The 25,758-nt window shown below is 69.2% G+C and carries 25 protein-coding genes; 12 read left to right on the top strand and 13 right to left on the bottom strand.

What is annotated here, in order from left to right; translation table 11 throughout:
• Positions 1-9: 9 nt before the first annotated feature.
• Positions 10-759 (top strand): creatininase family protein, encoded by a 750-nt coding sequence (locus A2G96_RS31680; RefSeq protein ID WP_062804050.1) that lies wholly within the window; start codon positions 10-12, stop codon positions 757-759.
• A 168-nt stretch (positions 760-927) separates the two neighbouring features.
• Positions 928-1,392, top strand: coding sequence for a RidA family protein (locus tag A2G96_RS31675; RefSeq protein ID WP_062804049.1), 465 nt, complete (start codon positions 928-930; stop codon positions 1,390-1,392).
• Positions 1,393-1,401: 9 nt separating this feature from the next.
• Here the strand turns inward: A2G96_RS31675 and A2G96_RS31670 are convergent, their stop codons facing one another.
• Positions 1,402-2,313: a LysR family transcriptional regulator gene (locus A2G96_RS31670; RefSeq protein ID WP_062804048.1), complete on the bottom strand. Its 912-nt coding sequence runs from the start codon at positions 2,311-2,313 to the stop codon at positions 1,402-1,404.
• 236 nt (positions 2,314-2,549) lie between these two features.
• Here A2G96_RS31670 and A2G96_RS31665 point away from each other — a divergent pair, with 236 nt between their 5' ends.
• On the top strand, positions 2,550-3,260 hold the full coding sequence (locus A2G96_RS31665; RefSeq protein ID WP_062804047.1) for an SDR family NAD(P)-dependent oxidoreductase: 711 nt from the start codon (positions 2,550-2,552) through the stop codon (positions 3,258-3,260).
• An 89-nt stretch (positions 3,261-3,349) separates the two neighbouring features.
• On the opposite strand, the gene A2G96_RS31660 is transcribed toward A2G96_RS31665, so the two are convergent.
• Both A2G96_RS31660 and A2G96_RS31655 read right to left on the bottom strand, forming a co-directional pair.
• A complete protein-coding gene (locus tag A2G96_RS31660) occupies positions 3,350-3,769 on the bottom strand; it encodes an organic hydroperoxide resistance protein (RefSeq protein WP_062804240.1) in 420 nt (139 codons plus the stop codon).
• 63 nt (positions 3,770-3,832) lie between these two features.
• Positions 3,833-4,180: a hypothetical protein gene (locus tag A2G96_RS31655; RefSeq protein ID WP_062804046.1), complete on the bottom strand. Its 348-nt coding sequence runs from the start codon at positions 4,178-4,180 to the stop codon at positions 3,833-3,835.
• A gap of 726 nt (positions 4,181-4,906) precedes the next feature.
• On the opposite strand from A2G96_RS31655, the gene fur reads away from it, so the two are divergent.
• Both fur and A2G96_RS31645 read left to right on the top strand, forming a co-directional pair.
• Positions 4,907-5,395: a ferric iron uptake transcriptional regulator gene (fur, locus tag A2G96_RS31650; protein ID WP_062804045.1), complete on the top strand. Its 489-nt coding sequence runs from the start codon at positions 4,907-4,909 to the stop codon at positions 5,393-5,395.
• A gap of 44 nt (positions 5,396-5,439) precedes the next feature.
• Positions 5,440-5,697 carry a hypothetical protein gene (locus A2G96_RS31645; protein ID WP_062804044.1) on the top strand — a complete coding sequence of 86 codons (258 nt, stop codon included), beginning with the start codon at positions 5,440-5,442 and terminating at the stop codon, positions 5,695-5,697.
• Between the two features lie 14 nt (positions 5,698-5,711).
• Here the strand turns inward: A2G96_RS31645 and A2G96_RS31640 are convergent, their stop codons facing one another.
• Positions 5,712-6,041: a helix-turn-helix domain-containing protein gene (locus tag A2G96_RS31640; protein WP_062804043.1), complete on the bottom strand. Its 330-nt coding sequence runs from the start codon at positions 6,039-6,041 to the stop codon at positions 5,712-5,714.
• A gap of 91 nt (positions 6,042-6,132) precedes the next feature.
• The gene (locus tag A2G96_RS31635) at positions 6,133-7,062 is read right to left on the bottom strand and encodes a DMT family transporter (RefSeq protein ID WP_062804042.1); all 930 of its coding nucleotides are present in this window, start codon (positions 7,060-7,062) and stop codon (positions 6,133-6,135) included.
• Positions 7,063-7,566: 504 nt separating this feature from the next.
• Between A2G96_RS31635 and A2G96_RS31630 the strand changes: the two genes are divergently transcribed.
• Positions 7,567-7,890: a PadR family transcriptional regulator gene (locus A2G96_RS31630; protein WP_062804041.1), complete on the top strand. Its 324-nt coding sequence runs from the start codon at positions 7,567-7,569 to the stop codon at positions 7,888-7,890.
• 91 nt (positions 7,891-7,981) lie between these two features.
• On the opposite strand, the gene A2G96_RS31625 is transcribed toward A2G96_RS31630, so the two are convergent.
• From A2G96_RS31625 to A2G96_RS31610, 4 genes are all read right to left on the bottom strand, one after another.
• The gene (locus A2G96_RS31625) at positions 7,982-9,025 is read right to left on the bottom strand and encodes a putative 2-aminoethylphosphonate ABC transporter substrate-binding protein (protein WP_062804040.1); all 1,044 of its coding nucleotides are present in this window, start codon (positions 9,023-9,025) and stop codon (positions 7,982-7,984) included.
• A 63-nt stretch (positions 9,026-9,088) separates the two neighbouring features.
• The gene (locus A2G96_RS31620; protein WP_062804039.1) at positions 9,089-10,837 is read right to left on the bottom strand and encodes a putative 2-aminoethylphosphonate ABC transporter permease subunit; all 1,749 of its coding nucleotides are present in this window, start codon (positions 10,835-10,837) and stop codon (positions 9,089-9,091) included.
• Positions 10,834-11,928 (bottom strand): putative 2-aminoethylphosphonate ABC transporter ATP-binding protein, encoded by a 1,095-nt coding sequence (locus A2G96_RS31615; RefSeq protein WP_062804239.1) that lies wholly within the window; start codon positions 11,926-11,928, stop codon positions 10,834-10,836. Before A2G96_RS31615 ends, A2G96_RS31620 begins: the two co-directional genes overlap by 4 nt.
• Before the next feature lie 132 nt (positions 11,929-12,060).
• On the bottom strand, positions 12,061-15,273 hold the full coding sequence (locus A2G96_RS31610; RefSeq protein WP_062804038.1) for a bifunctional diguanylate cyclase/phosphodiesterase: 3,213 nt from the start codon (positions 15,271-15,273) through the stop codon (positions 12,061-12,063).
• Positions 15,274-15,530: 257 nt separating this feature from the next.
• On the opposite strand from A2G96_RS31610, the gene A2G96_RS31605 reads away from it, so the two are divergent.
• Positions 15,531-17,546, top strand: a complete 2,016-nt coding sequence (locus tag A2G96_RS31605; RefSeq protein ID WP_062804037.1) for a sensor domain-containing diguanylate cyclase — start codon at positions 15,531-15,533, stop codon at positions 17,544-17,546.
• Here A2G96_RS31605 and A2G96_RS31600 read toward each other — a convergent pair.
• A complete protein-coding gene (locus A2G96_RS31600; RefSeq protein WP_062804036.1) occupies positions 17,540-17,914 on the bottom strand; it encodes a hypothetical protein in 375 nt (124 codons plus the stop codon). The two genes, A2G96_RS31605 and A2G96_RS31600, sit on opposite strands and share 7 nt — an antisense overlap.
• Positions 17,915-18,241: 327 nt before the next feature.
• Here A2G96_RS31600 and A2G96_RS31595 point away from each other — a divergent pair, with 327 nt between their 5' ends.
• A complete protein-coding gene (locus A2G96_RS31595; RefSeq protein ID WP_012354956.1) occupies positions 18,242-18,592 on the top strand; it encodes a four-helix bundle copper-binding protein in 351 nt (116 codons plus the stop codon).
• Between the two features lie 27 nt (positions 18,593-18,619).
• Here A2G96_RS31595 and A2G96_RS31590 read toward each other — a convergent pair whose 3' ends face one another.
• On the bottom strand, positions 18,620-19,504 hold the full coding sequence (locus A2G96_RS31590; RefSeq protein ID WP_062804238.1) for a LysR family transcriptional regulator: 885 nt from the start codon (positions 19,502-19,504) through the stop codon (positions 18,620-18,622).
• A 138-nt stretch (positions 19,505-19,642) separates the two neighbouring features.
• On the opposite strand from A2G96_RS31590, the gene fumC reads away from it, so the two are divergent.
• Positions 19,643-21,046, top strand: coding sequence for a class II fumarate hydratase (gene fumC, locus A2G96_RS31585; protein ID WP_062804035.1), 1,404 nt, complete (start codon positions 19,643-19,645; stop codon positions 21,044-21,046).
• 68 nt (positions 21,047-21,114) lie between these two features.
• On the opposite strand, the gene A2G96_RS31580 is transcribed toward fumC, so the two are convergent.
• Positions 21,115-21,885 carry a ferredoxin--NADP reductase gene (locus tag A2G96_RS31580; protein WP_018006019.1) on the bottom strand — a complete coding sequence of 257 codons (771 nt, stop codon included), beginning with the start codon at positions 21,883-21,885 and terminating at the stop codon, positions 21,115-21,117.
• Between the two features lie 191 nt (positions 21,886-22,076).
• Entirely contained in the window at positions 22,077-22,418 is a 342-nt protein-coding gene (locus A2G96_RS31575; protein WP_092314779.1) for a hypothetical protein, read from the bottom strand.
• A 446-nt stretch (positions 22,419-22,864) separates the two neighbouring features.
• On the opposite strand from A2G96_RS31575, the gene A2G96_RS31570 reads away from it, so the two are divergent.
• From A2G96_RS31570 to A2G96_RS31560, 3 genes are all read left to right on the top strand, one after another.
• On the top strand, positions 22,865-24,178 hold the full coding sequence (locus A2G96_RS31570) for an MFS family transporter (protein WP_062804033.1): 1,314 nt from the start codon (positions 22,865-22,867) through the stop codon (positions 24,176-24,178).
• Between the two features lie 81 nt (positions 24,179-24,259).
• Positions 24,260-25,183 carry a LysR family transcriptional regulator gene (locus A2G96_RS31565; RefSeq protein ID WP_062804032.1) on the top strand — a complete coding sequence of 308 codons (924 nt, stop codon included), beginning with the start codon at positions 24,260-24,262 and terminating at the stop codon, positions 25,181-25,183.
• Positions 25,184-25,266: 83 nt separating this feature from the next.
• Entirely contained in the window at positions 25,267-25,740 is a 474-nt protein-coding gene (locus tag A2G96_RS31560) for an aminoacyl-tRNA deacylase (RefSeq protein WP_062804031.1), read from the top strand.
• The last annotated feature ends 18 nt before the right edge of the window (positions 25,741-25,758 follow it).

Here is a 25,758-nt window from a genome sequence, read left to right as displayed (position 1 = left end):
GGAGCTCCCGTGCAACTTCATCTTTCAACCTGGGCGGAGATCGAGCAATACCTGGCCCGCAGCCGTACCATCGTGATTCCCATCGGCTCGAACGAACAACATGGGCCGACCGGGCTGCTCGGCACCGACTGGCTGTGCCCGCAAATCATTGCCGGCGAGGCGGAAAAGCAGGCCGATATCCTGGTGGCGCCGACCTTCAATATCGGCATGGCGCAGCATCACCTGGCATTCGCCGGGACGATTTCGCTGCGTCCGTCGACCTTCATCGCCGCGATCGGCGACTGGGTACGCTCGCTGGCAGGGCATGGCTTCGAAAAGCTGCTGTTCCTGAACGGCCATGGCGGCAACGTTGCCTCGATCGACGCGGCCTTCTCGGAGCTCTACGCCGAAGCCAGCTTCGCCAGGCGCCGCGCCGGCTTTGCGCTGAAGCTGTGCAACTGGTGGGACTTGCCTGGCGTGGGCGAGCTGGCGCGCGAACAGTTCCCGACCGGCCACGGCTCCCACGCCACGCCTTCTGAAATCGCGATCACCCAATGGGCCTTTCCGGATGCGCGCAAGCATGCCGACTACGCACCCCGGATCGCACCCAGCGGCCCCATCCGCGAGGCACTGGACTTCCGCGCGCGCTATCCGGACGGCCGCATCGGCTCGGACCCCGGACTGGCAACGGCCGAGAAGGGCGCCGCACTGGTCCGGCTTGCGGCGCAGAGCCTGGTGCAGGAACTGGACGCGTTCAGCCGCGAACCGATGCCAGAGTGATGTCTCCACGACGTGTATGGCCGCCGCGGCCGGGACTGCGGCCGGGACTGCGGCCGGGACTGATTACGCCATGTATCAATTGCTGTTCCGGTCGATGGCTTTATCGCGTGCCGGCGAGCCCATAGAGTCTGCCGTGTGAGCCACGACGCCTTTGGATAAGGAGCCACCATGTCTGTCCAGCAACGACTCGCGGCGCGCGGCCTGGCGCTGCCGCAACCGCCTCAACCCTTGGGCAGTTATACCGCGGCCAGCCAGGCCGGCGACCTGCTGTTCATTTCCGGGCAGTTGCCGCTGCAGGACGGCAAGGTGATCTGGCAGGGCCAGGTCGGCAAGGACCTGAGCGTCGACCAAGGCAGGCGTGCCGCCGAGCTGGCCGCGCTCAACGTGCTGGCGCAGATCGACGCGCATCTGGGCGGCTTTGCGCGGCTCGACCACATCGTGCGGGTCGACGGCCACATCGCCAGCGCACCTGGCTGGTTCGCACAACCGGCGGTGCTCGACGCGGCGTCGGAGCTGTTCCGCGATGTGCTGGGCGACAAGGCCGGACACGCGCGCACGATCTCTTCGCACTTCCAGCAGCCAGGCAACGCGGCAGTGATCCTGGTGGTCATCGCGCAGGTCCGGCCGGCATGAGGGGAACTGCTAAGCCGAGAACTTCTCGAGCAGGAAGTCGACGAACACCCGCACCCGTCGCGTGACATGGCGCGCGGACGGGTATAGCAGCACGAACGGGCGCGCACTCCCGCCGTATTCGCGCAGCACTTCCACCAGCGTGCCGTCGCGCAGGTCCTGTTCCACCACGAAGCGATAGGTCTGGAACAGGCCGGCGCCGGCGCGCACCAGCGTGGCGCCGCCAAGGATATCCTCCGAGGCCGTGTACGAGCCGGTCGTGACGATATCGGTTTCCGTGCCGTCGACGCGGAGGGTCCAGGGAATCCTGCGTCCGCTGCTGGGGCGCTCGAACTGGATGCATTCATGCCGCAGCAGATCCTCCGGCGCTTGCGGCGTGCCGGCCTGCCGCAGGTAGGCGGGCGTCGCCACCACCACCAGCTCGGCGTCTTCGAGCTTGCGCGCGATCAGGTTCGAGTCATCCGGCGCGCGTCCGCGCACGCACAGGTCATAGGTGTCATCGGCGAAATCAACATTGCGGTTGCTGATGTGCACGTCGATCTGGACCTCCGGGTACCGCGCCCGGAATGCCGGCAGCACCGGCAACACGCGATAGTGGGCATACGGCGTTGGCAGGCTGATACGCAGCCGCCCGGCCGGCGTCGCGTGATGGCCGCCGATCTGCCGTTCGGCATCGACCAGCTGTGCCAGCGCGGCGCGGCTCTGCTCGAAGTACAGGCGGCCTTCGTCGGTCAGGCGGATCTGCCGCGTGGTGCGCACGAACAGCCGCACGCCCAGCCGCTCTTCCAGCCTCTGCACGGTACGGCTGACCGCGGGCGGCGTCACGCCGGCGGCGACCGCGGCCGCGGTAAAGCTGCCCAGTTCAGCGGCCAGGCAAAACAGTTCGATGCTGCCGAGCTGGAGATCATCGAATTGGCGTTTCATGGCTTTCTCCAGCTGGTGACGGAGCTCGCCCGGTCCCGGTAGACGGGGCAGTCGCCATCATAGGTTCGCGCCCCGCCGAAGTCGACTGACGCGCCCGTGCATTAGTACGCGCCGCGCATAACTGTTTGTCCGGCCGGTGCCTTCGAAAGCCCGGCCCGAGCCCATAGATTGGAACCCATCGGCGCCGCGGGCCCGATCGGCACGCTAGCCGGACCAACCTACATCGAGGTGAAAACATGAGTGCAGCACAGAAAGTCGTCGTCATCACTGGCGCATCGCAGGGCATCGGCGCGGAACTGGTCAAGGCCTTCCGCGAACGCGGCGATCGCGTCGTCGCCACGGCGCGCAGCATCCGGCCGTCCGACGACCAGGACTTGCTGGCCGTCGCCGGAGACCTGGCCGACCCGGCCACCGCGCGCCGCGTCATCGCCGAGGGCGTGGCCAGGTTCGGCCGGATCGATACGCTCGTCAACAACGCCGGCATCTTCGTCGCCAAGCCGTTCACCAGCTATACCGACGCGGACTACGCAGCGGTCACCGGCATCAACCTGGCAGGCTTTTTCCATATCACGCAGCTGGCCGTCGCCGAGATGGAAAAACAGCGCAGCGGCCACGTGGTCAGCATCACCACCAGCCTGGTCGACCATGCCCTCAGCGGGGTGCCATCGGTGCTGGCGTCGCTGACCAAGGGCGGCCTCAATGCGGCCACCCGCTCGCTGGCGATCGAATACGCCCGCACCGGCATCCGCGCCAACGCCGTCTCGCCCGGCATCATCAAGTCGCCGATGCATGCCCCCGAGACCCACGCGGCCCTGGGCGCGCTGCACCCCATGGGCCATATGGGCGAGATGCGCGATATCGTCGACGCCGTGCTGTACCTGGATGCGGCGCCCTTCGTGACCGGCGAGATCCTGCACGTCGATGGCGGGCAGAGCGCCGGCCATTGACCACGCGGCAAGCGACCGCGGCAGCCCAGGGCTGCCGCGGTCATGAGATGCAGGATTGGGGCTGCCTCGCGATCAGGCAGCCCCTTGCTTCAGACCAGCCGGGTCTCGACGTGGATATTGCCGCGCAGCGCCTTGGAGTACGGGCAGGTCTGGTGGGCGGTATCGACCAGTGCCTGTGCCAGCTCGCGCTCGATGCCGGGAATGCTGACATTGAGCCGGGCCTGCAGCAGGTAGGCGTCGCCCGCCGTGCCCAGGTCGATTTCGGCATCGACCGACAGGTCCGACGGCAGCTTGATTTGCCGCTTGCCGGCGGCCAGCCCGATCGCGCCGATAAAGCATGCCGACCAGCCCGCCGCCAGCAATTGCTCAGGGTTGGTGCCGGCGCCGGGCGATCCTGGTCGTGACAGCTGCAGGTTGAGGCGGCCGTCGTCGCTGCGCGCCTCGCCATCGCGGCCGCCCGCGGTGATGTGGACCTTGCCGGTGTACAGCACTTTTTCGATACGGGTCATGTCTGGTTCCTGTTGGTTGGTGTTGGTGGTGATGAAGCGGGCCGGCGCGCCGGCCGGCACTGCTTAGGCGTAGGCGCCGTCGAGGTACGGATCGACGCTGCGCGCCGGGTCCGCCGACACGCCGCTGCGGTCGAGCCCGGCGACGGTGCGGGCGCCGTCGGTGTAAGGATCGACGTTGCGCGCACCATCGCTGAACGGATCGACGCTGCGGGCGCCATCGCTATACGGGCTGCGCGGCTCCTGGACCGAACGCGCGCCCTCGCTGTACGGGTCGCGGGCATCCACCGCGCTGCGGGCTCCGTCGGTGAACGGGTCGCGGGCGCCGGCGGAGAAGCTGGCGGCGTTGGCGCCGGCAGCGGCGGCAGCGAGGGCGACGGCGAGGACGAAGCGGCGGGCGATTTGGGTAGTCATGATCGGTTTCCTTAAGTTCACGTTGAGGATTGAGCGGGCCGGCTTTCGCTTTCGGGGTATCCGACGCCGCGGCCACGGAACGTATTTAAGGTGACCGGTGTATCGGCCATGTAGCGGATGCGGGCCGCATTTGTCAGCCGCCGTGTCGCAGCCGAAGCCGGATACAAAGCGGTACAAAGTGGCGGCTAACGCGCGTGGGCGCCTTGCCTTCCCTCGGTCAGAGGCGCTCGCAAACCGAAAGTCACGCCACCCCGAAAATTTTCCTTGTAATGAGATCGATTCCCATTTACTATTCGATCACTGCCTGACGCACGGCGCACCGAAGCAAGCACCGGACGGCGCGGGCAGACCGGCCAGGCTGGCACCGCGCGGCACGCGACGGCGACCAGCGCTGGCAGGCATGACAGATTTCCGGATGCCGCCCCCGCGGCCTTCGATACCGACTTTTGTGGGGACCGCTCCGTCACGCGGAGCGTTTGGTAGTAGCCAGTCTCCGGAAGATCGGGAAAGCAACCAGACCCCGCTTTCCCGATCGCGTCTTCCGGCGGCAAGCCAGGCCACCTTTTTATTCCGCGCGCCGTGCAGGCACGTCGCGCCGCCAGGGACGAGGGCGCCAGCGCCCGGCCGGCCCTGGCGCTTCCCGCCTGAAATCCCGCCAAGCCACTGACGCCGTGCCCGTGCGGCGCCAGGCCGGGCGCCGCCCTGCTGCGGGGCGCCAGCCGCAGCATGCCTATGCCATCCGCCATGTCATCCGAGAGCACCAACCCGATCCATCTGAAGCGCGCCGGCCTGAAGGCGACGTCGCCGCGGATGCGCATCCTCGAAGTGTTCCGCACCAGCGCCAGGCGCCACCTGAGCGCGGAAGATGTCTACCGCATCCTGCTGACGCAGGACGAGGATGCCGGGCTATCGACGGTGTACCGCGTGCTCAACCAGCTGGTGCAGGCCGATATCCTGCTGCGGCACAGCTTCGAGTCAGACCACGCCGTATTTGAACTGAACGAAGGCGGTCACCACGACCACCTGATCTGCGTGGCGTGCGGCCGCGTGGAGGAATTCCGCGACGAGGGGATCGAGCAGCGCCAGCGTCAGGTCGCCGCCGACAACGCCTTTGTGCTGCGCGAGCATATGCTGGTGCTGTACGGCGTGTGCCCGCAATGCCGGGCCGCCGCTGCCGACCCAGAGCCCGTGCCGGAACTGCCGGCCAGCGCCTGACCTCGCCGCCCCCGCCGCATGCTGCGCGCCTGACGGAGCCATCCATGGAGCGCCTGACCAAACCCCTGTCCGAACTGAAGCACCTGATCAACCTGTGCCTGCGCCAGGAGCCCGGCTGTCAGGACTGCCAGCTGCGCGCGGTGTGCGTGCACCGCCCCGACCACACCGGCTGCAACTGGAGCGCCGAAGTCGATTTCCCCGAACGCAGCGAAGCCGACGCCGTGCGTCACTGGCGCCAGGCCCGCCGCGTGGTGATGATGGTGCGCGAGCAGTACAACGTCGGCACCGCGGCGCAGGCCTGAACCGGCCGCTCGGATCAGATATCGAGTTGTGCCGCCGTGATGCCTAGCGCTGCGGCAATCCGCGCGCGCGATGTCTTGCGCAGGCGGGCACTGTTTTCCTGCTGCGCGTAGGCAGACTGCGAGATGCCGAGCCGCGCGGCAACTTCCGCCTGCGTCAGGCCAAGATGTTCGCGCCAGGCGCGCAGCGGCGGAACGTCATCGGTCAGCACGCGCCGGACCACGGCATGCGGGATCAGGTCGGCGGCTTGCGCGAATTGCGTGAGGTAATCTCCGTACGGGATCACGACAAAGGCCGGCTTGCCGTCCGGCCCGACGATCGTCTGGAGGTTACTAGGTGCGTTCATCCCGTTTCTTCACTTCCTGAATTTCCACGATTCGTATCGTACCGTCAGCACCTTCCGGCCAAATTATGAGTTTCTTCTCACGTGGCCCAACTCACCGTTCGGCGGCAGCGCCGGCGGCCTGTCTGGTTCCGGCCTGAGCTGACGCCCCCGGCCGCAACACCAGCCACACCGCCATGCCGATCAGCGCGCCGCCGGCGGCATGCGCCCACGATAGTGCCTCGCCCAGGAACAGCGCGCCCCAGACGATGCCGAACGGCGGGATCAGGAAGGTAACGGTGAGCGAGCGCACCGGGCCCAGGTCGGCGATCAACCGGAAATACAGGATGTAGGCCAGCGCCGTGCACAGCGTGCCCAGGCCCAGCATGGCCGCCCAGACCCCGGCGCCGGCGTCGGGCAGCGTGTTGTGGCGCCACAGCGCAGCGACGCAGAAGGGCAGCAGGAAGGCGCCCGCGCCGACCAGGCTGCCGGCGGCGACCAGCCGGCTGTCGAGCCCGCCGCGCTGCGTGATCCAGCGCCGCGCGAGAAAGCCCGCCAGGCCGTAGCAGGCGGTGGCGACCAGGCAGGCCAGCGCGCCCAGCAGGACCTCCAAGGTGAAAGTGACCGGTCCCGTGCGCGTCAGCACCGCGACGCCTGCCACGCCGAGCAACACCCCCATCGCCTTCGCCCGCGTCAGCGGCTCGGCGAAGGCGATGGCGCCGATCACCACGCCCATCAGCGGCGTCATGGCGTTGAACACCGCCGAGTACCCGGCCGGCAGCCACAGCGCCGCCACGGCGTACATCGCGAACGGAATCCCGGAGTTGACCACGCCCAGCGCCAGCACCGCGGGCCATTTCCCTTGCATGTCCCAGCGCAGGCCCAGCAGCGGCAGGCACGCCGCCAGCGTCAGTGCGCCGATCAGCACGCGCACGAAGGCGGTCGGCACCGGCCCCAGCACTGGCGCGCCGATGCGGATAAACAGGAAGCTGCCACCCCAGAGGGCGGCGAGAGCCAGCAGGCGAAGCAGGTCGATTGGTTTCATCGGGTCGGTCGAGGGGACTCGCCGGCAGCATCAGCGATGCCGCATTGGACGCCGGCGCAGCGCCGGCAGCAAGCCGGATTCGGACATGTGGCCCGGATACCCGCTCCTGCGGGGCCGGCGAAACCCGCGGAATGGCTGGACGTTGACAGATCTACCTGAAATTTGAGCGCCGTTTCCGCCACAATGTCACGTAAAGGCGTCACTTTCTTACTGTGAGCTTTCATTCCCACCCCCCACAGGAGGGGACGCGTCGCCGACGCGTGACAATCCGCATTCGATTAAATTAAAATCTGGTCTGCGCCAGAGTTAATTGACCCCTCCGACGCATTCCCGACAAGCCGCCAGGCCTCCTGGCGGCTTCTTTTTTTGATCCGGTAGAATGCGTACTGTCCGGCACCCCGGCAGGCGACATCCCCGTTGGACGCCCGTCCCGCGGCGCTGCCGGCATCACAGTGCCCGCATGCTGCGTCAACCGGCGCGGCGCCGGCCGCGTTGCCAATCCACATGAAACGACAGTTCCTGGGCCTGCTGGCCCGCGTCTACGTCCTGCAATTCGCGCTGGAAGTCCCCGCCACCGTGGCCATGCTGGCCGACATGCTGCTGGAATACGGCTTCCAGGTCGATATCGGCTCGGTGCGTCCGCTGCTGCGCGCGCTGCAAATGGAAGGCTACCTGGAAAGCGTGCTGCGCGACGGCATCGGCCGGGTCTACCTGCTGACCGAACGCGGCCGCGAAGAACTGCAGGCCAGCCGCGAGCGCATCGACGAACTCTACCGCCGCCTGCACGCCGGCCTGCCCGCCACCGACGACGCGCAACGCCAGGCCTGAATCAGGCCCGGCCCCGCCGGCCGCGGCGCCGCCGGCGTACCCGTTTCTGCGAGCCGGTTTTGTCGCCGTGGCGGCGCCCGGCCGACCAGTCTTACTTCTTCTCCGCCTTCCCTTCGTAGCGCTTGCTCCATTCGGCCAGGATGCGGTCGCGGTTATCGCTGGCCCAGCGGAAGTCGTTCTTGATCAGGCGCTTCTCGTAGTCCGCCGGCAGCAGCGCGTCAGGCTTGGCGATGCCCGGCACGGCCAGCACCGCGAAGTTCTTTTCATACAGCGCCATGGCCTCGCGCGACGCCGAGAAGTCGGCCAGCTTGCGCGCCGCTTCCAGGTTCTTCGTGCCCTTGACGATGGCGGTGGCCTCGATGTCCCAGCCCAGGCCTTCGCTCGGCAGCACGATATCAATCGGCGCGCCTTCCTTCTTCGACTTCATGGCACGGTACTCGAACGCGATACCGATCGGGAACTCGCCCTGCGCGGCCATCTTGCACGGCTTGGAGCCCGAGTGCGTGTACAGGCCGATGTTCTTGTGCAGGGCGTCCATGTACTGCCAGCCCTTCTGCTCGCCCATCATCTGCAGCCAGGCGCTGACATCGAGGAAGCCCGTGCCCGACGAGGCCGGATGCGGCATCACCACCTTGCCGGCATAGATGGGCTTGGTCAGGTCGGCCCACGAGCTGGGCTTGGGCAAGCCCTGCTTCTGCGCCTCCACGGTGTTGAAGCAGATCGCCGCGCCCCACACGTCCATGCCGACCCATGCCGGCGGGTTGGCCGCGCTGCGGTACCGGGCATCGATCGCGGCCAGGTTCTTGGGCGCATACGGGTCGAGCATGCCTTCCTTGTCCAGGATCGCCAGGCTGGAGCCGGCCAGGCCCCATACCGCGTCGGCGCGCGGCGCGGCCTTTTCCGCCAGCAGCTTGGCGGTGACGATGCCGGTGGAATCGCGCACCCACTTGATCTCGATCTCGGGATGCACCTTCTCGAACGCGGCCTTGTAGGCGGCGATCTGGTCGGCCTCGAGCGCGGTGTAGACGGTCAGCACGGTGGCGGCGGCGGCGTTGCCGGCCAGCAGCGGCAGCGTGGCGGCGGCCACGGTGGCCACGGTGGCAATGGCCGCGGAAAGACGGGTGGTGCGGGACATGGTTTCCTCCTTTGGAATCGATCAGTGTGTTGCGCAGTGCAGCGGCATGACTAAACGGAAGGCTCAGCCGGCGCGCCAGCGCTGCGCGCGGCGCAGCCAGCCGGCCGAGAGCGCGTGCAGCAACAGCGCGGCCAGCACGGCGGTGAGCAGGATCAGCGTCGACATCGCCGCGGCGGGCGCGGTATCGCCGGCATCGTCCATGTTCAGCACCGAGATCGCGGCCAGCACGGTGTCGGGGCTGTACAGGAAGATCACCGCCGAGACCGTCGTCATCGACGACACGAACAGGTAGCGGAAGATGTCGAGCAGCGCCGGCAGGCACACCGGCACGGTCACGCGCCAGCACGTCAGCAGCGGCGCCACGCCCAGCGACAGCGCCGCGGCCTCGAACTCGTGGTCGAGCTGGCGCAGGGCGGCGGCCGCGGTCAGGTGGCCGGTGGTGTAGCAGTGCGCGACATTGCACAGCACCAGCAGCGCCATGGTGCCGTACAGCGCGTGCAGCGGATTGCCGGGTGCGTTGAAGAAAAACACGTAGCCCAGCCCCAGCACCAGGCCGGGCACCGCCATCGGCAGCAGGAAGCCCGCGCGCAGCACGCCATGCAGCCAGGCCGGCCCACGCGTGCGCAGCATCAGCCAGGCGCCGAGGAAGATCGCCACGGTGCCCGCCAGCGCGGTCAGTACCGATAGCTTCAGGCTGTTGCGGTAGGCCAGCCAGCCGCCGCCGTCCATGTTGTCGAAGTCGTAGTGCGCCAGCGTCAGGCTCAGGTTGTATGGCCACAGCTTGACCAGCGACGCGCCCACCGCGGTGATGACCACCGCCAGCAGCGCGGCGCTGACGGCCAGCACCAGCAGCAGGCAGGCGCTGTCGCGGCCGCGCTCGGGCGCCGGCACATACACCTGCGCGCGGCTGCCTAGCTGCGTGCGCTGGCGCCGCTGCAGCGCCAGGTCGACGGCAAAGGTCAGCAGCGCCGGCGCCAGCAGCAGCATGCCGATCAGCGCGCCGCGGTCGAACTGCTGCTGCCCCACCACGGCCTTGTACGCCTCGAGCGCGAGCACGGGGTAGCCGCCGCCCACCACCTTGGGCACGCCGAAGTCCGTGATCACCAGTGTCAGCACCAGGCAGGCCGCGGCGAACAGGCCCTGGCGCGCGCCCGGCAGCGTCACGGTGCGGAAGGTGCGCCACGGGCCGGCGCCCATCGCGCGCGCCGCTTCATAGAGGCGCGCATCGGCCAGCGACAGCGTCGCCACCAGCACCATCAGCGCATGCGGGAAGGTGTAGAAGGCCTCGCCCAGCACGATGCCCCAGAAGCCATAGATGCCACCCGGGCCGAAGGCGTCGCTGAAGATGCCCTGGTTGCCGAACAGGTAGACCAGCGCGATCGCCGGCAGCAGCGACGGCGCGAACAGCGGCAGCAGCGCAATGCCGCGCCACAGCGGCCGCAGCGCGATGCAGGAGCGCTGCAGCGCATAGGCAAAGCCGAACGCCAGCGGCACCACCAGCGCCACCACCGTCAGCGACACCGCCACGCTGCGCCCGAGCATCGGCAGGAAGTTGGGGCCGGATACCAGCGCCGCCATGCGCGCGCCCAGCACCCACTGGCTCGCGCCATCGAACCAGGCCTGGCGGAACAGCGCCAGCAACGGCAGCAGCAGGCCCACGGCAAGCCCGGCCAGCCACAGCCACTTCATCGCGGCGGGGGCGCCGTGCGCCAGGCGCGCGGCCAGGCCGGTGCCGCGCTGCCGGGACGCCGGTGCTTGAGCCGGAGGTGCGACAGTGGTGGCGGCGGTGGCGGCGGTGGCGGCGCGCGTCATGCGAACACCCGCAGCGCCGGCGCCGGCAAGGCAATCCAGAATTTGTGGCCGCCCGGCTCCGGCAGCCGGTGCCGGGCCTCGCGCGCCACGTCGGCAAACAGCGTCAGACCGGGCAGGCGATCGGCTTCCAGCGCCAGCCGGTAACGGTTGCCCAGGTAGGTCTGGTCGACTACGCGCGCCAGCAGGCGGTTGGGCTCGGCGGGATCCGGGTCCAGCCGCACGGCCTCGGGCCGGCAGCACAGCCGGCCGGCGCCCGCCAGCGGCGGCGGCGCGTCGACCTGCAACTCGACCGCCTGGCTGCCTTCGCCGATGGTGAAGCGCCCGGCCGGCACGCTGTGCCCGGGCAGCCAGTTGGCCTGGCCGACAAAGCCGGCGACAAAGGCCGACGCCGGCTGTTCGTAGATTTCGGCGGGCGTGCCCGCCTGCACGATGCGCCCGCCATCCATCACGGCGATGCGGTCGGCCATGGTCATGGCCTCTTCCTGGTCGTGCGTGACCATCACGGTGGTGATGTTCAGGCGGCGCTGCAGCTGGCGCAGTTCCGCGCGCAGGTGCTCGCGCACGCGCGCGTCGAGCGCCGACATCGGCTCATCCAGCAACAGCAGCGACGGCGCCGGCGCCAGCGCGCGGGCCATCGCCACGCGCTGCTGCTGGCCGCCGGAAAGCTGCCCCGGGAACTTGCGTTCGCTGCCGGCCAGGCCGACCAGGTCGAGCATCTCGGCCACGCGCGCGTCGCGGTGCGCGCGTCCCATGCCGCGCCCGTGCAGGCCGTAGGCGACGTTCTGCGCCACGGTCAGGTTGGGGAACAGCGCGTAGGACTGGAACAGGATGCCGTAGTCGCGCGCCTGCGGCGGCAGGCCGGTCAGCTCGCGCGCGCCGGCGTGGATGCGGCCGGCGTCCTCGCGCTCCAGGCCGGCGATGATGCGCAGCAGCGTGGTCTTGCCGCAGCCCGACGGGCCCAGCAGGCACAGCAGCTCGCCCTGCCCCACCGACAGCGACACGCCATCCAGAGCGACGAAACTGCCAAAGCGCTTGCTGACCTGCTCCACGGCCAGGAACGCTCTGTCCTGCGTTGGCTTGCCTGCCTGCATCACCGAATCTCCCTGCATCTCGATCGAACCGGCCGCCAGCATAGGCAGCGCAGATGCCAGCCATATGGCAGTTCGGCAAAGGTTTTCGATGGAGGTATCGGGGGATTTGGGATGCGGCGCGCGGTGCGCGCGTCAGGCCTGCTGCGGCGTGGAGGCGATGGAAACGTCCGTGTCCGGCACCGTCAGCGGCTTGCGCAGCACCTCGCGCAGCGCCTGCTGCGGCACGCCCTGGCTGAACAGGAAGCCCTGCAGCCCGTCGCATCCCTGCGCGCGCAGGAAGGCAAACTGCGCCGCGGTTTCCACCCCCTCGGCGATCACCTTGAGATGCAGCTGGTGGCCCAGCGCGATGATCGCCGCGGCCACGGCCTGGTCGTGGCCCGGCGTGGCCACGCCGTCGACGAAGGACTTGTCGATCTTGAGCCGGCTGATCGGCAAGCGGGTCAGGTAATTGAGCCCGGAATAGCCGGTGCCGAAGTCGTCGATCGACAACCCCACGCCCAGTTCGCGCAGGCGGCGGAAGGTCTCGATGGTGGTCTCGCCGCCATCGACCAGGAGGCCCTCGGTGACCTCGATCACCAGCCCTTGCGGCGGCAGGCCGGCCTGCTGCAGGCAGCGCGCCACGGTGTCGGGGAAGTCCGCCTGGCGCAGCTGCAGCGGCGAGATATTGACCGCGACCTCGAGCTCGCGGCCCAGTTCTTCGCGCAAGGCCTGGATCTCGCGGCAGGCGGTGGCCAGCGCCCATTCGCCCAGCGGCACCACCAGCCCGCTCTGCTCGGCAATGGGGATGAACTCGGCCGGCTGCATCACGCCGCGCTCGGCGGTCTCCCAGGTGATCAGCGCCTCGACCGCGGGGATGGTTAGCGTGGCGGTATCCACGATCGGCTGGTAGCGCAGCCGGAATTCGTTGGCGGCCAGCGCGCGCCGCAGCAGCCCTTCGATGGTGAAGCGCGCCAGCGAGGCCTCGGCCATGGCGCTGGCAAAGCGGCACAGGCGCGCGCGCCCGCCCTGCTTGGCGGCGTAGACGGCGGAGTCGGCGGACTTGAGCAGTTCGGTCAGCGTGTCGCCATCGTCGGGGAACACCGCCATGCCGATCGACGGCGTCACGCGCAGCCGCTGGCCGCCGGCCACCAGCTCTTCATTGATGCGCGCCTGGATCTTGGCGGCAATCAGCTCGGCCTCGCTGTCGTGGCGCAGGCCGCCCAGCACCACGCCAAACTCGTCGCCGCCCATGCGCGCCACCAGGTCGCCCTGGCGCACCGTGCCCTTGATGCGGTCGGCCATGGTGCGCAGCACGTCGTCGCCCACCGGGTGGCCGAGAGAATCGTTGATGCGCTTGAAGTGGTCCAGGTCAATCAGCAGCAGCGCCACGCGCTCGCCGCGGGTGCGCGCGTGCAACAGCAAAGCCTGGGCGCGCTCGCTCAGTTCGGCGCGGTTGGGCAGGCCGGTCAGCGGGTCGTGCAGCGCCAGTTGGCGGATGTACTCGTCCACGCGCAGGCGCTCGGTCAGGTCATAGCCGATCGCTTGGTAGCCCGGCGGCTGTGCGGCAGTTGAATTCACCGGTAACGCGGCCATCGGCAACGCCGACACCGCCAGCCGCACCGGCATGCGCGAGCCGCCCTTGCGCACCCAGGTCCATTCGCGTTCATCGGTCAGCCCCAGCCGCGGCTTGGCCAGCAGCGCGGGCAGGCCCGGCGGCACCGGCGCGCCCAGCTCGGCGCTGAGCGCGCGCGCGTGGTCGGCCAGTTCCGTGGCGACATGCAGGCCGGTCATGGGCATGTGGCCGACCAGCTCGGCGCTGCTGTACCAGAGCATGCGCTCGCCGGCCGGGTTGATGCCGGTGATCTGGCCGTGCTCGTCGAAGGTGATGACGCAGAAGGCGGCGTGGTCGAGCAGTCCGGCATAGCGTGCCGCCTGCACCGCCGCGGCATCCTGCGCGCGCCGCTCGGGCGCCAGGTCGGTGACCGCCCACAGCCGGTGCGGCGCGGTGCCGTCGCCGGCGGGCAGGGGCGCGACGCTGACGCGCAGCGCAAAGCGGCCGCCGTCGGCACGCACGCCCGCCAGTTCGCGGTGGATCGCGGAACCCGCCGCGGCGTCGGCGGGCACCACGCCGGCGGCGCCGGGAAGCAGCGCGTCCAGGCTGCGTCCGGCCAGGCGCGTGGCCTCGGCGCCCAGCAATTGCCCGGCGCGCTCGCTGGCGCGCACCACCACGCCGTGCGCATCGGTCACGACGAAGCCGTCGGCGGACTGCGCCAGGCAGGCCTGCAGCATGGCGCTGTCGTCTTCCCAGGCATGCACGGCGCGCGCCTCGCGCTGCCGCGCGGCGCGGCCCTGGCGCGCCAGCGCATAAGTCAGCCAGGCCAGCAGCAGCGTCGCCAGCGCCCCCGCGGCCGGGACCAGAAAGTTTGGCCGCGGCCCATGCGCGGCCTCGAAGGCGGGACGGGTGGCGGCGCGCAGCGTCCAGCTGCCGCCACCGTAGTGGAACTGGCGCTCGCCGTGCAGCAGCGGCGCGCTGCCGTCTTCGCGCACCTCGCCTTCGGTGGGGCCGCCCGACAGCAGCGCGCCGGGGGCGGCGGGCCCGCCCTCGTGCAGCGACAGCTCGAGTTCGTTCGACGCCGAGGCCCCGATCGCGCGCATCAGGTCGCCCAGCCGCAACGACAGATAGACGTAGCCCAGCACGGCCTCGCGCCGCTGCGCCACCGTGCCGAGCGGGGCACCGCCGCCATAGACCGGCAGGAACACCAGCGCGCCGCGCTGGCGCGCCACGGCCTCGGCTTCGGCCTCGCCGATCGGATCCAGGCCGGCGCTCAGGCGCGGCTCGCCGCTGTCGCGGGCGGCTTCGAGCGCGGCGCGGCGGGTGGGCTCGGACAGCATGTCGAAACCCGCGACACGCATGCTGCGCCCGTCCAGCGGATCGATGTAGAGGATGGGCGCGTACAGCGCGCGCGCGCCGGCGGGATGGATAGTGAAATCGGCAAGGCCATCGGCGCGGGCGGCCTGCACCAGTTGCGGCACCTGCTGCGGCGTGGCGAGCGGCGCGTAGCCGATGGCCTGGGTGCCGGCCGGCAGGTCGTCGCGCTGCGCGGTATAGAGGTAGTTGCGCCATTGCGCGCGCGAGCTGCGGGGATTGGCCGTCATCACCGCGGCCACGCCGCGCAGCAGCCGTTCGTTCTCCAGCATGCGTTCGCGCAACGCGGTGCCGGCCTGGGCCAGCAGCGCGTCGAAGTGCTGCTGCGCGGCGCGGCGCTCGAGCCGGTCGGCCTGCAGCCATGCCCCCGCCGTCAGCAGCGCGCCGCCGGCCGCGACCAGCATTGACAACAGGGCGGGGGAAAGCGAAGTCAGTCTCATGGTCGGTGGGTTCCGGCATGCGGCAGGGGCGCCGCCCCTGCGCAGGCATGCCGCCACGCGGCCGGCCTTCGCCTTAGCGGGGGACTATACCGTGGCGCCGGCAGCGCGCACAGCCCCGCCGCGGCATGACAACGGCTGCGGGGAAATGCCGGATGCCCCGCCGGGCGGGGCTATGGTAGGGTTCTACCCGAGACGCGACCTGCAGTTTGCGACAAGCCTGCGCTCCTCCCCGCTGCCCTTGCGCCCCCACTGCCGATATGCCCGTTTACACGCCCACGCTGAAAGCGCGCATCGCGATCATCACCACCGTGCTGGCCGCGGTGTTCGGCACCGGCATCGTGCTGATCGCCCTGTATGACGCGCACAGTGATCTGCACGATGCGCTCGAGGGCCAGCAGGATTCCGTGGTCAAGCTGACCGCCAACCAGCTCGACACGGCCATGAACGACCGTATCCAGCTGCTGTCGCACCAGGCCGACCAGCTCGGCGGCCTGATGGCGCAGGCGCACGGCGCGCACGCCGCCGCGGCGCGGCAGCGCGCGCTGCAGGCGCTGTCCGCCGCGGTCCCGGTGCCGGCGGCGTTCAATGCGCTGCTGGTTGCCGACCAGCACGGCAATGTCCTCAGCGACCAGGGCGCCGGCGCCGAAGTGCGCGACCGCGATTATTTCCGCGAGGCCGCGCGCACGCTGGCTCCGGTGGTATCGCCGCCGATCCGCTCGCGCACCAGCGGCCAGATGGGCGTGCTGGTGGCGGTGCCGGTGCTGTCGCCGCAGCGCAGCTTCCTGGGCCTGGTGGGCGGATGGCTGGACCTGTCCAGCGCCAACTTCCTGGTCGACATCCTGCACAACCGGCTCGGCACCACCGGCTACTACTGCCTGGTATCCGCCGGGCGCGAGCCGGTCTACGTACGTCATCCCGATCCGGCCCAGGCCCGCCAGCCGGCCCGGCCCGTGGGCGACACCTGCGGCGAGGACGACAGCCCCGCACCGCTGGAATTCCTGACGCCGGCGCGGCCGGTAATTGCGCGCCACCTGATGTCGACCACCGGCTGGGAACTGGTGGCGCTGCTGCCGGCGCGCGAGGCCTACGCCCCGCTGCGGCAGATGCAGCAGCGCTTCCTCGGCATGGCGGGGGTGGCGATGGCCGGGGTGGCGCTGCTGATCTGGCTGGCGGTGCGGCGCCAGCTGACGCCGCTGTCGCGCCTGCACCGGGTGGTGCTGGCCAGCGCCAACGACCTGTCCGCGTTCGAGCGGCTGCCCACGCGCCAGCAGCGCGACGAGATCGGCGACCTGACGCGCGCCTTCATCAAGCTGATGCGCGACGTGCGCGAGCGCCGCCAGGCGCTGGACCGCAGCGAGCGGCGGCTGCGCGCGGTGACCGACACGCTGCCGTCGCTGCTGGCCTTTGTCGATACCGACGCGCGCTATGTGTTCAACAACCTGGCCTATGAGCGGGTGTTCGGCCTGAAGCCGGAAGAGCTGCGCGGCAAGCCCATGCGCGAGGTGCTGGGCGAGGCCCGCTTCGCGCACGTGCGGCCGTTCCTGGAACGCGCGCTGGCCGGCAGCGCGGTGACCTTCGAAACCGAGGACGAGGTCCCCGTCTACCACTGCATGGAAACCAGCCTGCGCCCGGAATGGAGCGCCGACGGCAGCGAAGTGGTGGGCGTGCATGTCCACGTGCAGGACATCACCCAGCGCAAGCTCGAGACCCAGCGCCTGGCGCGCATGTCGCGCACCGACCACCTGACGCAGCTGCTCAACCGCAGCGCCTTCGAGGGCCGGCTGCACGCGGCGATGGCGCGCAGCCGCGAGCATGGCACGCTGATGGCGCTGCTGTATCTCGACATGGACCGCTTCAAGGCAGTCAACGATATCCACGGCCACGCCGCCGGCGACCTGCTGCTGCAGGACTTTGCCCAGCGCGTGCGCCGCTGCGTGCGCGACAGCGATACCGTGGCCCGGCTGGGCGGCGACGAATTCGCCGTGGTGCTCGAAGACCTGCCGCAGCCCGCCGCCGCGCGCCGGGTCGCGCAAGCGATCCTGCAGGCGATGGACGTGCCGTTCAGCTTCGAGGGCGTGCGCGCCGACGTCGATGTCAGCATCGGCGTGGCGCTGTACCGCGGCGGCCCGGCGCAGGACCACGAGCTGATGCGGCTTGCCGACGTGCTGCTATACCGCGCCAAGGGCGCGGGCCGCGGCCGCTACGAGATCGGCCCGCCTGAACTGGCCGGCGAACCCAGCCCGCAGCGCGCGGGCCCGCCCGCGGCTCAGTGAAGCGTGCCCGCGGGCTTGTCCGGCACCGCGCCGGCAGCGCCCTCGGGCTCGAACGGCACGTGGCGGCCGTCGCTCGACTGGTAGCCCAGCTGGGCGTCGGCGCCCAGCATCTTTTCCCAGGCGATCATGGCCTGGGCCACGGCTTCGGGCGCGCCCTTGAACACCACCACGTCGTTGCCGCAGTTGGGGCATTCGCCGCCGAACACCGCGTCGATGCCGGGCAGGCCCGGCACGTCGAGCGCGTCGAACTGCGCAAATGCGGTCTTGCAGTGCCCGCACACCAGCTGGGCGGGGCGCAAGGCCTCGATCTTTGCGCGTGCCTGTGCCGCACGCTCCTCGGGAGTACCCCGCCGTTTTGCCTCGCCCATGATGTCCTTCCTTCCCCGTGCTGCCGGTGTGTGTGTGTGTTTGCAGCGGCCGGCCGCTCGGGCCGGTGCCGTGCCTGTTAGATGCGCAATGCGGGCCGGTGGTGCCCGGACCGTGGCGCAGGTGACGGCCGCGCTGCCTGCGGGCCGGCGCCTGCCTGCCGCGCCTACACGGCATTGTAACCAGCGCGGCGCAGCAAGTACCGGGCCGACAGGAAGCGGCAGCGCCTGCTATTGTGGATAACGATGCCCCGTGCGCGCGCGGATGCGCCGCTTGCCGCACCGCGGGCATGCCGGTTCCATCCACCTACCCCCGAAGGAGGACGTTCCATGATCCGACCCACCGTGCAGGAAAACGCCGCCCGCTACGCCGACTGCATTGCCGCCTGCAATGCCGCGGCGGCGGCCGCCCTCAAGTGCGCGGCCGCCTGCCTGGAAGAACAGGACGTGCGCAAGATGGCGCGCTGCATTGCGCTGGACATGGATTGCGCCGGCATCGCCCAGCTCGCCGCGTCCTATATGCTGCGCAACAGCGAATTCGCGCCGCTGGTGTGCGAGGACTGCGCCGAGGTCTGCAAGTGGTGCAAGGAGGAATGCGAGCGCCATGATGCCGAGCACTGCCAGGAATGCGCGCGCGCCTGCGCCGTCTGCATGGAGCAGTGCCTGAAAATGACGGCGTAGCGCGAGCGCGCGCGGGCGCCGCCTCGCTCAGTCGCCGCCGGGCGCCTGCCCCGGGGGCGAATCCGCCAGCGCGACGAAGGCATCGATCAGCCGCGCGCCGCGCCGCTCGCGCAGGCAATACAGGTATTCGTGCAGGCACGGCGCGGCATCGGTGAAGCCCAGCACGCGCAGGTCAGGATGGCTCGGCACCTCGTGCCGGGCGATCACCGATACGCCGAGGTTGCGGATCACCGCTTCGCGGATCGATTCGCGGCTGCCGATCTCCATTTGTGCCGCCGGGCTGACGCGCGCCTGCGCCAGCATGTCCTCGGTGGCGATGCGCGTGGTCGATCCCAGCTCGCGCATCAGCAGCCGGCAGCCCGCCAGCGCGCTCACCGGCACTTCGGTATGGCCGGCCAGCGCATGGGTGCGGTGCACCACCAGCATCAGCGGATCCACCCCCAGCAGCATGCGCGACAGGCGTGCGTCGTCGACGCGCTGCGAAGACGTGGCGAGGTCGACGCGGTATTCCTGCAGCGCCTCCAGCACCTCCTGCGAGTTGCCGGTGACCACGCTGACGTCGATCGCCGGAAAACGGTCGCTGAAGCGGCGGATCAGTTCCAGCACGTAGTACGGGGCGGTGGCGCCGACGCGCAGGCTGCCGGTGCGCAGGTCGCCGGAATGGCGCAGGAAGAAATCGATCTCGGTTTCCTGCTGCACCAGCGCCTCGACCCGCGGCAGCAGCGCCAGCCCGGCGTCGGACAGCGCCAGCCGGCGCCCGCCGCGATGGAACAGCTCGACCCCATAGGCCTCTTCCAGCGCGCGGATCTGCGCGGTGATGGTGGGCTGCGACAGGCCCAGGCGCTTGGCCGCCTGCGTGACGCTGCCGATGCGGGCCACCATGAAGAACGATTTGAGCTGGGCGATGAGCATGCGGCGGAAATTGTCGCGATAGCCGGCAACGCGGCAAGACAGCGGGGCGCAGGCACCCGCCATGGCGAAGCGGTATTCTAATGGACCGCATCACGTCCTCCGGCCCAGCCGTCCGCCGCCTTGCCAAGGAGCCAGTCCATGCCAGACCCGTCCACCGCCACCCGCATCGAAAAAGACAGCCTGGGCGACGTGCCCGTGCCCGCCGACCACCTGTGGGGAGCGCAGACCGAACGCTCGCGCCAGAACTTCCGCATCGGCACCGAAAAGATGCCGCCCGCGCTGATCAAGGCCTTTGCCATCCTGAAGCTGTGCGCGGCACGTGCCAACGGCGAACTGGGCGTGCTGCGGCCTGAACTGGCGCAAGCCATCGAGCAGGCCGCCGCCGAGGTCATCGAAGGCCGCTGGCCCGACGAGTTCCCGCTGTCGGTGTGGCAGACCGGCTCCGGCACGCAGACCAACATGAACCTGAACGAGGTCATCGCCAACCGCGCCATCCAGCTGCTGGGCGGCGAGGTCGGCAGCAAGACCCCGGTGCACCCCAACGACCACGTCAACGCCAGCCAGTCGTCCAACGACAGCTTCCCCACCGCGATGCACATCGCCGCCACGCGCGCGATCCAGCAGCAACTGCTGCCGGCGCTGGAGCAGCTGCAGCAGACCTTCGCGCGCAAGGTCGAGGCCTTTGCCGATATCGTCAAGGTCGGCCGCACCCACCTGCAGGACGCGGTGCCGCTGACGCTGGGGCAGGAGTTCTCCGGCTACATGGCGCAGGTAGCCGATGCTCAGTCACGCCTGCAGCAGGCCATGCTGCGCGCGATGCCGGTGGCGCAGGGCGGCACCGCAGTGGGCACCGGCCTGAACGCGCCGCACGGCTTTGCCGCCGCCTTTGCGCGCGCGCTGGCCGACTACACCGGCCTGCCGTTCGAGCCCGCGCCCAACCGCTATGCGCTGCAGGCCGCGCACGACGCGCTGGCCGACCTGTCGGGCGCGCTCAACACTACCGCGTCGTCATTCCTGAAGATCGCGCGCGACTTCATGCTGCTGGGCTCGGGCCCGCGCGCCGGCTTTGCCGAGCTGGTGCTGCCGGCCAACGAGCCGGGCTCGTCGATCATGCCGGGCAAGGTCAACCCGACCCAGGCCGAGGCGCTGGCGATGGTGTGCTGCCGCGTAATCGGCAACCACACCACGGTAACGCTGGCGAACGGGCTCGGCACGCTGGAGCTGAACGCGTACAAGCCGGTGATCATCTACAGCCTGCTGCAATCGGTGAGCCTGCTGGCGGGCGCGGCCGCGAGCTTTGCCGAGCATATGGTCGAGGGGGTCGAGGCCGACCGCGAACGCATCGCCGAACTGCTGGAGCGCTCGCTGATGCCGGTGACCGCGCTCAACCCGCATATCGGCTACGACCGCGCCGCGGAAATCGCCAAGCTGGCGGTCAAGCGCAACCTGTCGCTGCGCGAGGCGGCGATCGCCTCGGGGCATGTCACCGAGGCGCAGTTTGCGGAGTGGATCGACCTGAAGGGAATGACGCGCGAGGTGTAGCGCGCGCGGGCTTGAAACAGAGGCGCCCGGCGCGGAACCGCGCCGGGGCGGGCCGGCCGAACGGGGCCTCAGCCGACGAAGGCCTTTTCCAGCACGAAATGGCCGGGGTGGCTCATATTGCCTTCGGCAAAGCCGCGCGCTTCGAGGATGGCGCGCACGTCCTTCAGCATGTCCGGGCTGCCGCACAGCATGATGCGGTCGTTCTCGGTCGAGAACGGCGCCATGTCCAGGCGCTCGAACAGCTCGCCCGAGGCGATCAGGTCGGTGATGCGGCCGCGGTTGTCGAACTCTTCGCGGGTCACGGTCGGGAAGTACACCAGCTTCTCGCGCACCAGCTCGCCCAGGTGCTCGTGCTGCGGCAGGTGTTCCTGGATCAGTTCGCGGTAGGCCAGCTCCTCGACGAAGCGGCAGGTGTGGGTCAGCACGACCCGGTCGTAGCGCTCATAGACGTCGGGGTCGCGGATGATCGACAGGAACGGCGCCAGGCCGGTGCCGGTGGCCAGCAGCCACAGGGTCTTGCCGGGCAGCAGGTTGTCGACCAGCAGCGTGCCGGTCGGCTTCTTGCCGACGTAGATCTGGTCGCCTTCGCGCAGGTGCTGCAGGCGCGAGGTCAGCGGGCCGTCGGGCACCTTGATGCTGAAGAATTCCAGCGTCTCTTCGTAGTTGGCGCTGGCAATGCTGTAGGCGCGCAGCAGCGGGCGGCCATTCACTTCCAGGCCGACCATGGCGAACTGGCCGTTTTCAAAGCGGAAACCGGGGTCGCGCGTGCAGGTGAAGCTGAAAAGGGTGTCGGTCCAGTGATGGACGGAAAGGATGGATTGCTGGTTCAGATTGCTCATGGCAAGACGCGGAATGCAGCGCAACGGCGCGCCAAAAAACGGCTGGAAGGAAGCGATCTTAACGCAAGCCCCCGCTCGGCGCAGGCGGAGCCTGCAACGCCAGCAAGGGATTAGCGCCCATCTGGCGCTGGTGAGTCTAAGCCATCACGTCAGCATGTGACGGCTTTGGCGTGGCCCGCGCGCTTGGGGCTTCACCCGCCGGGCGTGAGCGCGCCGGACAGTTCGCAGCGCTGGCGCGCCAGCGCCTCGCGTGAGTAGCCGTGGCGCACGCGCAGCTGGTGCTCGACGGCATCGGCCTGGTCCAGGCACGCGAACACCAGGTCGTCCTTGACGCGTTGCGACACGCCCTTCAGGCGCGGCGCCTCGTACGCGACCTGGCGCGCGCGGCAGCGCAGGAACAGCAGGGTTTCCTGGGAGGCGATGATCAGCTGGTCGTGCTCGATCCGCTTGCATTCGACCAGATCCTGGGCGGAGGCGCTGGCGCCGGCAAAGAACAAAGGCAGGCACAGCCATCGGCGCAACGAGCGGTGCATGGCAGACAGGGGGCGCAGTAGGCCAGTTGAGGGTCCGGCTCGAATCATTGCCCAGTCCCGCGCACAGCGCAAGCCGCAGTGCATGCAACATCGCATTGCGGCATGCGTGGAGCGGTGACAATTCGGTTTTCAGTGTCCATTTAACAGAACAATCGCCCGCAAACCCTGATAACTTCGTCGCTGCAGCCCTCGATGCTGCACCGCAGCATTCCACCGGGGGTGGGCAGGCCGGTCCTGAGCGGCTACGCTGATGTCCAATAGCGCCGCAGTGCGCGCCCGATCACGCCCCAGACCGACGGGCCGGTTGCCCGGCCTGCCCCCGTGTGTTCCCCCATGCCGCGTCACCGCCTCCCGCAGGCGGCCCTGGTTGCGGCATCCCCGTCCCGTACTGCGCAGCGCGACCTCTTCGCGGGCGGCTTGCACCGCCCTGACTGCCAAGGCTCAACATGACCGATCTCACCGCTACCCCCGCCCACACGGCGTCGCCCGACGGTGGCGACGTGCGCAAGCGCGTCTATGCCATCGTCGCCGCTTCGTCGGGCAACCTGGTCGAATGGTTCGACTTCTACGTCTATGCGTTCTGCGCGATCTATTTCGCACCGTCGTTCTTCCCCAAGTCCGACCCCACCGCGCAATTGCTGAACACTGCCGGCGTGTTCGCCGCCGGCTTCCTGATGCGGCCCATCGGCGGCTGGCTGTTCGGCACCATCGCCGACCGCCATGGCCGCAAGAACTCGATGCTGATCTCGGTGGTGATGATGTGCGCCGGCTCGCTGCTGATCGCCTGCCTGCCCACCCATGCCAGCATCGGCAACTGGGCGCCGGCGCTGCTGCTGCTGGCGCGGCTGATCCAGGGCCTGTCGGTCGGCGGCGAATACGGCACCACCGCCACTTATATGAGCGAGGTGGCGCTGCGCGGCCGGCGCGGCTTTTTCTCGTCGTTCCAGTACGTGACGCTGATCGGCGGCCAGTTGCTGGCGGTGCTGGTGGTGGTGGTCCTGCAGCAGCTGCTGGACGAGGCACAACTGAAGGCATGGGGCTGGCGCATCCCGTTCGTGGTCGGCGCCGCCACCGCGGTGGTGGCGCTGTTCCTGCGCCGCTCGCTGCACGAAACCTCGTCCGCGGCCAGCCGCGGCAGCAAGGAGGCCGGCAGCGTGGCGGGGCTGTTCCGCCACCATAAGGCGGCGTTCTTCACGGTGCTGGGCTATACCGCGGGCGGCTCGCTGATCTTCTACACCTTCACCACCTACATGCAGAAGTACCTCGTCAACACCGCCGGCATGTCGATCAAGACCGCCAGCTATGTGATGACCGGCTGCCTGTTCCTGTACATGTGCATGCAGCCGCTGTTCGGCGCGCTGTCCGACCGCATCGGCCGGCGCAGCAACATGCTGCTGTTCGGCGCGCTGGGCGCGCTGTGCACGGTGCCGATCCTGAGCGCGCTGCGCACCGTCACCAGCCCGGGACTGGCCTTCGTGCTGATCGCCGCGGCGCTGGCCATCGTCAGCTTCTACACCTCGATCAGCGGCATCGTGAAGGCCGAGATGTTCCCGCCCGAGGTGCGCGCGCTGGGCGTCGGCCTGGCCTATGCCATCGCCAACGCGATCTTCGGCGGCTCGGCCGAGTATGTCGCGCTCGGCATGAAGACGCTGGGCCACGAGACCGCGTTCTACTGGTATGTGAGCGCGATGATGGTGATTGCCTTCTGCGTCAGCGTGCGCCTGCCGCGCCAGGCCAGGTACCTGCACCACGAGCACTGACGCACGCCATGCCGGCGCCACGCCGCCGGCATGGCAATATACGGGGGCTGTCACCGCCTCCCGTCTTTCCCTGATCACCCCATGGACCTGAACGCCCTGCGCCTGTTCGTCGATATCGTCGACGCTGGCAACCTGAGCGCGGCCGCGCGCAAGCTCAAGATGACGCGCGCCAATGTCAGCTACCGGCTCAAGGCGCTGGAAGAAGAGCTGGGCGTGCAGCTGCTGCGCCGAACCACGCGCCACGTCGAGCCGACCCCGGTCGGCGCCGGGCTATACGAGCACGGCCGCAATATCCTGGGCGAAGTCGCGGCGGCCAATGCGCTGATCAGCAACATGGGCAAGAGCCTGCAGGGCCATGTGCGGCTGTCGGTGCCCACCGGGCTGGGCCATTCGCTGCTGTCGCCGCTGCTGGTACGGTTCAAGCAGCGCTATCCGGACATCACGCTCGATGTCGTGTTCGACAACCGCGTGCACAACCTGGTGTCCGAGGACGTCGAGGTGGCGCTGCGCATCATTTCGACGCCGCCGGATTCGGTGGTCGCCACCGAGATCGGCGCGGTCGACTGGATCGTCTGCGCCGCGCCCGCGTACCTTGCCGGCCACCCGGCGCCGCAGGCGCTGGCCGGGCTGCAGTCGCATGCGATCGTGTGTGCGTCGCCGGCGGGGCAGAAGCTGAAGGCATCGGGCACGCGCGCAGGCGGCAGCGATGGCGAGGTGCGCGAACAAGTGGTGCTCGAACCGACGCTCAGCTCGGAGAATTTCGCCTTCCTGAAAGAAGCGGTGCTGGCCGGCCTGGGCGTCGGCATCTTCCCGATCTATGCGATCGGCGCCGAACTGGACAGCGGCGCGCTGGTGCCGCTGCTGCCCGACTACCGCATCAGCGTGTTCGGCAGCAAGCTCTACATGCTGACCATGCCCAACCGCTACCAGACCCTGGCCACGCGCTACCTGCTGAATTTCCTGAAGACCGAACTGCAGGCGGTGTGGCCGCGGCTGCACCGCTAGCCGCAGGCCATCGCGATGGCGCCGGCGCACTATATTAGGAGCACAAGGATAACCGTCGGCGCATCCGGAACCTAGGAGCAACCATGGCCCTGGCTAGTACGCTCGCTAACTGCCTGAGCAGCAAGAACACCCGCTACGACATCATCCGCCACCCCTACACCCTGAGCAGCATGGCCACGGCAGAGGCCGCGCACGTGCCTGGGGACCGGCTGGCCAAGACGCTGTTGCTGGAGGATGACCGCGGCTACGTTGCCGCTGTGATTCCTTCGAGCCATCACCTGCAGATGGCCGCCATCTGCGAACAGACCGGGCGCAACCTGGTGCTGGCGCACGAGGACGAGATCCGCGAGATATTCAAGGATTGCGACCTCGGCGCGATTCCGCCGGTGGCGATGGCATACGGCATGGAAACCTATGTGGACGACAGCCTGATGCAGCAACCCGAAGTGTATTTCGAGGGCGGCGATCATCAGGACCTGGTGCACATGAGCGGTGACCAGTTCAAGCAACTGATGTCGGATGCCGGGCATGGGCAGTTCTCGCGCCGCATGATGTAAGCGGTGCGATGGCAACGG

The organism is Cupriavidus nantongensis (genome assembly GCF_001598055.1).
Taxonomy (GTDB): domain Bacteria; phylum Pseudomonadota; class Gammaproteobacteria; order Burkholderiales; family Burkholderiaceae; genus Cupriavidus; species Cupriavidus nantongensis.
Note: the sequence above shows the minus strand (reverse complement) of the source record. Positions and strands in the feature narration are given on the sequence as shown.